Here is a 6,528-nt window from a genome sequence, read left to right on the forward strand (position 1 = left end):
TGACGGGTCAGATACCGCGCTGGCTCGCGTAGAAGACCAGCCGGTACTTGCCGATCTGCACTTCGTCTCCGTTGGACAGGGCGACGGAGTCGATGCGCTCACGATTGACGTAGGTGCCGTTCAGGCTGCCCACGTCCCCGACCGTGAAGCTGCCGTCGGTACCCCTGTGGAACTCCACGTGCCGACGCGACACCGTCACGTCGTCGAGGAAGATGTCGCTCTGCGGGTGACGGCCCGCCGTGGTCACCTCACCATCCAGCAGGAAACGACTGCCGGAATTCGGGCCGCGGCGCACCACCAGGAGCGCCGAGCCGAGCGGCAGGGCCTCCACGGCGGCCTGCGCCTCGGGCGACAGCGACGGAATGGCGGTCTGGCCGGTGGCCTCCGCGTCGTACGCCTCAAGACCGGAGATGGAGATCGTCGAGGTCGTCTCCGAGGCGCGCTCCGGAATCCCGCCCCGCAGCGGCGTACCGCAGTTGGAACAGAACCGGCTGCCCTCGGCATTGCGATGGCCGCACCTCGGGCAGACCGGCATGGACGATCCCTCCTGCCCGGGGGCGAGCCCTCCACCCGAATTCGAGGCCGACGATTCCCCGAAACCTATGCGGGCGGCACCGGCGGGGTCAACAGACGACGCGCCGGTTGCTCCCGAATTGTCACTGCCCGTACCTGACACCTGATCACGGAAGAGCGGGCGTTCCGAACCCTGCTCCTCCGCCTGGCCATGGCGCGGTGCGCGATGGCGGGCGGCCTCGTCTCGAGCGCTCTTGCCGAACAACTTCCCAAACAACTTCACGGGCGATTCCCCTTGACCGAAATAGACCCGCCCGTGGGGCAGGACGAACCCTGAATGAACACACCTGCCGACCCGGACATCTTCACAACGTCCGTATCCACTCGACAGTTTCCACCACGCACCGCCAATACGATGCGGCGACCCCCCGCAACCTCGCGCGCGTGTCCTTCGACCCCTCCGCCCGGCGATGTCACGGTGACGACGACCGAGCGTAGTCAGGCTGCTCCGCCGGTCGCAAGGCATCCACCACGATGTCGTCGGCCTGCGCGACCTGCACGGTGGCCTGCTCCTTCTCCAGCGTCTGCACCACACCGCCCGGGATGTTCAGCGCAGGCTCCAGGTCCTGGGGCTTGCCGATCACCTTGAAGACGTACGGTTCAGTGATCTTACGGTCGTCGACGCTGACATGGCCGCCGTCACCGGAGAAGTAGGTGTTGGCCACCACGCGCACCCCGTTGACCTCGATCGCCTCGGCGCCCGCCGCACGCAGCTCCTGGAGCGCGTCCAGCAGCATGTCCGCCTTCACCCCGTCCCCGGGGTCGTTGACGGTGAGCGTGATCCCGGGCCCGTGAGCCGCCACGGTGCCCGCGAGGACACCCAGTTGCCGCTCCTTCTCGACCGTCTGCCTGCGCGCCTCCTCGGCCTGGTCGGAGCTGTTCTCCAGTTCCGTGCGCTGAGCGGCCAGCCGCTGCTTCTCGTCCTCCAGGCGCTGCGTCCGGTCGTCCAGCTCGTCGAGGATCCGGACCAGGTCCTCCTGCCGGGCACCGCGCAGTGCGCTGTTGTCGCTGTTGGAGCGCACCTGAATGGCCAGCCCGAGACCGAGGACGAACAGCAGCACCGCGACGGTCAGTTGGGCCCGTGTCACCCTCGGCGGCCAGAGACCGGCGGCCAGTCGCTGACGGCCGGTGAGTTCCTTGGCGGGGGCCGGTGCCGGCTCCTCGGCCCGCTCGGGGCCGTCGGGAAGTTCCTCGCTGCTCATCTGCATCAGGCCCGGAAGACGTGCCGGCGGATGGCCGCGGCGTTGGAGAAGATCCGGATCCCGAGCACGACCACCACACCCGTGGACAGCTGCGCGCCGACGCCCAGCTTGTCTCCCAGGAACACGATGAGGGCGGCCACCACGACGTTCGAGAGGAACGACACGACGAAGACCTTGTCGACGAAGATCCCGTCGAGCATGGCCCGCAGGCCGCCGAAGACTGCGTCGAGTGCGGCCACGACGGCGATCGGGAGATACGGCTCGACAACGGCCGGTACCTCGGGCCGGACCAACAGCCCGACCACGACTCCCACGACGAGGCCCAGTACGGCGATCACGATGTGCCCTTCCCTGTGTCTGCCGCACCACTGCCGGTGTCTGCGGCCCGATAAGGCTCTGCTGTACGTACGATCAGGCTCGGCGCGACCGGAAGGCTGACCTTCTGCTGCACGGACAGGCTCGTCCGGATGTCGAAGGTGTCCTTCAGCGCTTGCAGGTACTGCCCGTCCGCGCTGTCCTGGAAGGCGGCGGCGAGCTGCTTGCCGTTCCCCACCGCCAGTACTGAGTAAGGCGGCACCAACGGCCTGTTGTCGACCAGTATGGCGTCGCCCGCGGCCCGGATCGCCGACAGGGCCGTCAGCCGCTGGCCGTTGATCGCGATCGCCTCCGCGCCGGACTGCCACAGTCCGTTGACGACCCGCTGGAGGTCCCGGTCACGGACTCGCCCGGTGTCGGCGAACCCGCTGGTCTCCCTGGGGCCGCCGCCTCCCTGCTCGGTGTCCTTGGCGTCGTCGACGACGAGCTTCACGCCGGGCCCCTCCACCGGGGTCGCCCCGGCGAGCAGAGCCACCCGCTCCCCCTGGTCCCCGCCGTGCTTCTCCAGGGCCTTGCGCTGGCGCCTGCCCACGTCGGCCCGGAGCTTGTCCACGTCTGCTTCGAGGGTGTCGGCGGCCTCGGTCTCGTCGTCGATGCGCCCGATCAGCTCCTGGCGTTCCTTGGCGAGGACCGGTGCGGAGACCCGGGCCTCCGCGGCCCCGAGCGTCACGACGAGCGCGGCGAGCACCAGACAGGCGGCGAGCCCGAGCTTCGACCTGAGCGTACGGGGCAGGCCCGCGGTCCCGTCGGCCCTGCGGCGCGCCGACGCCTCGGCGTATCCGTCGTCGAGGCTGTGGTCCATCACGTTGGTCAGCAGCGACATGGAGGCATCGGGACGCGCGGGGGGCGGGGCGGTACTCCGATCGGGGGGCTGCTGCGACATGCCGCACATCGTCGCACGTCGCCACGGCTACCGCCGAATGGCCCCACCGCTGTGCCCGCGGACGTCACGCCGTCGCGGGCACAGCGGCGGCGTCAGCGGCCCGCGCCCTCCACAACGCCCGCCCACTCGTCCAGCAGCGCCTGCGCGGACGCGTCGTCCGGTCCCTCGGCCCACAGATGGGTGACGGCCTCGGCCGGGTCGGGCAGCACCATCACCCAGCGCCCGTCGGCCTCCACCACCCGTACGCCGTCCGTCGTGTCGACGCTGCGGTCACCGGCGGCCTCCACCACCCGGCGCATCACCAGGCCCTTGACGGCCCAGGGGGTTGCCAGGTCACGGCGCAGGACATGGGCACGGGGGATACGGGCATCGATCTGGCTGAGGGTGAGCTGTGTCCTGGCCACCAGCCCGAGGAGCCGCACGAAGGCGGCCGATCCGTCGAAGACGCTGCTGAATTCGGGAACGATGAAGCCGCCGCGCCCGTCTCCACCGAAGATGGTGCCTTCCTCACGTCCCACCCGCGTCAGGTCATCCGGGGATGTGGTCGTCCATGCGACCTGCGTACCGTGGTACGCGGCGACCTGCTCGGCGACGCGTGTCGTGGTCACGGGCAGAGCCACCCGCCCGCTGCGCCGCTCGGCCGCCACGAGATCGAGCAGCACCAGGAGCGCCCGGTCGTCCTCGACGATCCGTCCTCGCTCGTCGACCAGGGAGAGCCGTTCCCCCACCGGATCGAACCGCACGCCGAACGAAGCCCCCGCCGAGGCCACGATCTCGCCCAGCCTCACCATTCCGGAGCGCCGCGCCTCGGCGGTCTCGGTCGGCCGCGCTTCGTCGAGACCGGGATTGATGGTGAGCGCGTCGACCCCGAGCCGTCCGAGCAAACTGGGCAGCACGAGCCCGGCGCTTCCGTTGGACGCGTCGACGACGACTTTGAGCCCGGCGTCGGCGATGCCCGAGGTGTCGACGTTCCGCAGCAGTGACCCGGTGTACGAGTCGAAGACGCTGGAGGGGAAGTACAGGTCCCCGATCTCGCCCGGGAAGGCCCTGCGGTACTCCTGACGTGCGTAGACCCGGTCCAGCTTCCGCTGGCGGGCCTGTGACAGGTCCGCTCCCCGTTCGTCGATGAACATGATGTCGACCGAATCGGGCACCCCGGGAGACGTACGGATCATGATCCCGCCCGCGCTGCCCCTCGCGGTCTGCTGACGGGCGACCGGCAGGGGTACGTTCTCCAGGTCCCGGACGTCGATGGCGCTGGCCTGGAGCGCGGAGATCACGGCTCGCTTCAGGGCACGGGCACCACGGGAGTGGTCGCGTGCGGTGGTGACCGTCGCGCCCTTCTTGAGGGTGGTGGCATAGGCTCCGGCGAGCCGGACGGCCAGTTCGGGGGTGATCTCGACGTTCAGGATCCCGGACACGCCACGGGCGCCGAAGAGATGCGCCTGCCCGCGTGATTCCCAGATGACCGAGGTATTGACGAAGGCACCGGCCTCGATGGTCTTGAACGGGTAGACCCGGACATTGCCCTGAATGATCGATTCCTCGCCGATCAGGCACTCGTCGCCGATGACGGCGCCGTCCTCGATACGGACCGCTCCCATGACGTCGGTGTTCTTGCCGATCACGCATCCGCGCAGGTTGCTGTGCTGGCCGATATAGACGTTGTCGTGGATCACGGCCTTGTGCAGGAATGCACCGCTCTTGACCACCACATTCGATCCGATGACCGTGTGCTCGCGTACCTCTGCGCCGGCTTCGACCTTTGCGTAGTCACCGATGTAGAGCGGTCCGCGAAGCACCGCGTCGGGATGCACTTCCGCGCCTTCCGCGACCCATACGCCCGGTGAGATCTCGAATCCGTCGATATCGACGTCGACCTTGCGTTCCAGCACGTCGGCCTGTGCCTTCACGTAGCTCTCGTGCGTGCCGACGTCCTCCCAGTAGCCCTCGGCGATGTAGCCGTAGATGGGCTTGCCTTCCTTCATGAGCTGGGGGAAGACATCACCCGACCAGTCCACCGACACATCGGCCGCGACATAGTCGAATACCTCGGGCTCCATGACGTAGATGCCCGTATTCACGGTGTCCGAGAAGACCTGGCCCCAGGTGGGTTTCTCCAGGAAGCGCTCGACCTGGCCTCCCTCGTCCACAATCGTGATGCCGAATTCCAGCGGGTTCGGCACACGAGTCAGGCACACCGTGACCAGCCCGCCTTTTTCCTTGTGGAAGGCGATGAGGTCGGTGAGGTCGAAGTCGGTGAGCGCGTCCCCGGAAATGACCAGGAAGGTGTCGTCCTTCAGTGCCTCTTCGGCGTTCTTCACACTCCCCGCGGTGCCGAGTGGCTTCTCCTCGTTGGCATAGCTGAGCTCCATCCCGAGCTCTTCGCCGTCCCCGAAGTAATTCTTGACCAGCGAGGCAAGAAACTGGACCGTTACGACGGTCTCGTTCAGCCCGTGCCGCTTGAGCAGCCGAAGCACGTGCTCCATGATCGGCCGATTGGCGACGGGCAGAAGGGGCTTGGGCATGCTTGAGGTCATGGGGCGAAGGCGTGTGCCTTCGCCGCCAGCCATCACGACGGCCTTCATGTCGGAAACGTCCTCCTTGAAGAGACGACGGTTGAGCCGACTTCGCCCGTCAGGGCACCATCCGGGTCATCAGCGGCGGGCCGGCCACACTGCGCGGCACCGCGGCAACGAGCTCAATCGGCTTCTGCGTCCGCCGTGACGAGCCGGCGGACTTGCACCACGTAAAGGATTCCTGCCCACCAGTAGAGCGTTGTACCCCAACCTGCGAACGCCCATCCGAAAATAGCGGCCAGCGATGCCAGCCAACCACTTCCGTCGCTGAGCAGCAACAAGGGGAACGCGTACATCAGGTTGAACGTCGCGGCCTTGCCGAGGAAGTTCACCTGGGGCGGCGGATAGCCGTGACGCCGCAGGATTCCGACCATCACAAGGAGCATCAGCTCACGGGCCAGCAGTAGCGCGGTGAGCCAGATCGGCAGGATCTCGCGCCAGGTCAGGCCGACGAGAGTCGAAAGGATGTAAAGGCGGTCCGCAGCGGGGTCCAGGAGCCGGCCGAGGCTGCTGATCTGGTTCCACCGGCGGGCGAGCTTACCGTCGAGGTAGTCGCTGATGCCGCTGAACATCAACACCAGCAGAGCCCAGCCATCGCTCTGCGGTCCACCGAACACGGGGCGAAGAATCAGCCACAAGAAGAGCGGAACACCAACAAGGCGAGCCATGCTGAGGATGTTGGGGATGGTGAGTACCCGGTCCGTCTGAACCCGAGTCTCCTGGACCTCCACCCGGGGGCCTCCTGTGAAGAAAGTGCCAATGATGCCCCCTGACCTTACCCTCACCCACTGCTACCGCTTGCACAGGGGTAACGGCCCACGTCTTCGGGAACGCGAAAAAGCCCCGTGTCCTGACGGACACGGGGCTTTCCCGAAAAGGAGTTCGGCGGCGTCCTACTCTCCCACAGGGTCCCCCC

At 67.5% G+C, this 6,528-nt stretch carries 6 protein-coding genes; all 6 read right to left on the reverse strand.

Features of this window, described 5'->3' with window-relative positions:
- Positions 1–7: 7 nt before the first annotated feature.
- The 6 genes from ACFVWY_RS31715 to ACFVWY_RS31740 all read right to left on the reverse strand — a co-directional run bounded on the left by ACFVWY_RS31715 (position 8) and on the right by ACFVWY_RS31740 (position 6,343).
- Positions 8–796, reverse strand: coding sequence for an FHA domain-containing protein (locus ACFVWY_RS31715; RefSeq protein WP_389878355.1), 789 nt, complete (start codon positions 794–796; stop codon positions 8–10).
- Positions 797–986: 190 nt separating this feature from the next.
- On the reverse strand, positions 987–1,775 hold the full coding sequence (locus tag ACFVWY_RS31720; protein WP_389878356.1) for a DUF881 domain-containing protein: 789 nt from the start codon (positions 1,773–1,775) through the stop codon (positions 987–989).
- Between the two features lie 5 nt (positions 1,776–1,780).
- A complete protein-coding gene (locus tag ACFVWY_RS31725; protein ID WP_003970459.1) occupies positions 1,781–2,113 on the reverse strand; it encodes a small basic family protein in 333 nt (110 codons plus the stop codon).
- Positions 2,110–3,033, reverse strand: coding sequence for a DUF881 domain-containing protein (locus ACFVWY_RS31730; RefSeq protein ID WP_389878357.1), 924 nt, complete (start codon positions 3,031–3,033; stop codon positions 2,110–2,112). The genes ACFVWY_RS31725 and ACFVWY_RS31730 overlap by 4 nt, the downstream gene beginning before the upstream one ends.
- A gap of 92 nt (positions 3,034–3,125) precedes the next feature.
- The gene (locus ACFVWY_RS31735; protein ID WP_389878358.1) at positions 3,126–5,621 is read right to left on the reverse strand and encodes a sugar phosphate nucleotidyltransferase; all 2,496 of its coding nucleotides are present in this window, start codon (positions 5,619–5,621) and stop codon (positions 3,126–3,128) included.
- A 113-nt stretch (positions 5,622–5,734) separates the two neighbouring features.
- Entirely contained in the window at positions 5,735–6,343 is a 609-nt protein-coding gene (locus ACFVWY_RS31740) for a CDP-alcohol phosphatidyltransferase family protein (protein WP_389878359.1), read from the reverse strand.
- Between the last annotated feature and the right edge of the window lie 185 nt (positions 6,344–6,528).

It is taken from the genome of Streptomyces sp. NPDC058195 (assembly GCF_042883525.1).
In the GTDB taxonomy this organism is placed as follows: Bacteria; Actinomycetota; Actinomycetes; order Streptomycetales; family Streptomycetaceae; genus Streptomyces.

Coding starts and splice junctions, on each gene's coding strand:
- ACFVWY_RS31720 (WP_389878356.1), bottom strand. CDS start 1,775: ATGAGCAGCGAGGAACTTCCCGACGGCCCCGAGCGGGCCGAGGAGCCG.
- ACFVWY_RS31730 (WP_389878357.1), bottom strand. CDS start 3,033: ATGTCGCAGCAGCCCCCCGATCGGAGTACCGCCCCGCCCCCCGCGCGT.
- ACFVWY_RS31735 (WP_389878358.1), bottom strand. CDS start 5,621: ATGAAGGCCGTCGTGATGGCTGGCGGCGAAGGCACACGCCTTCGCCCC.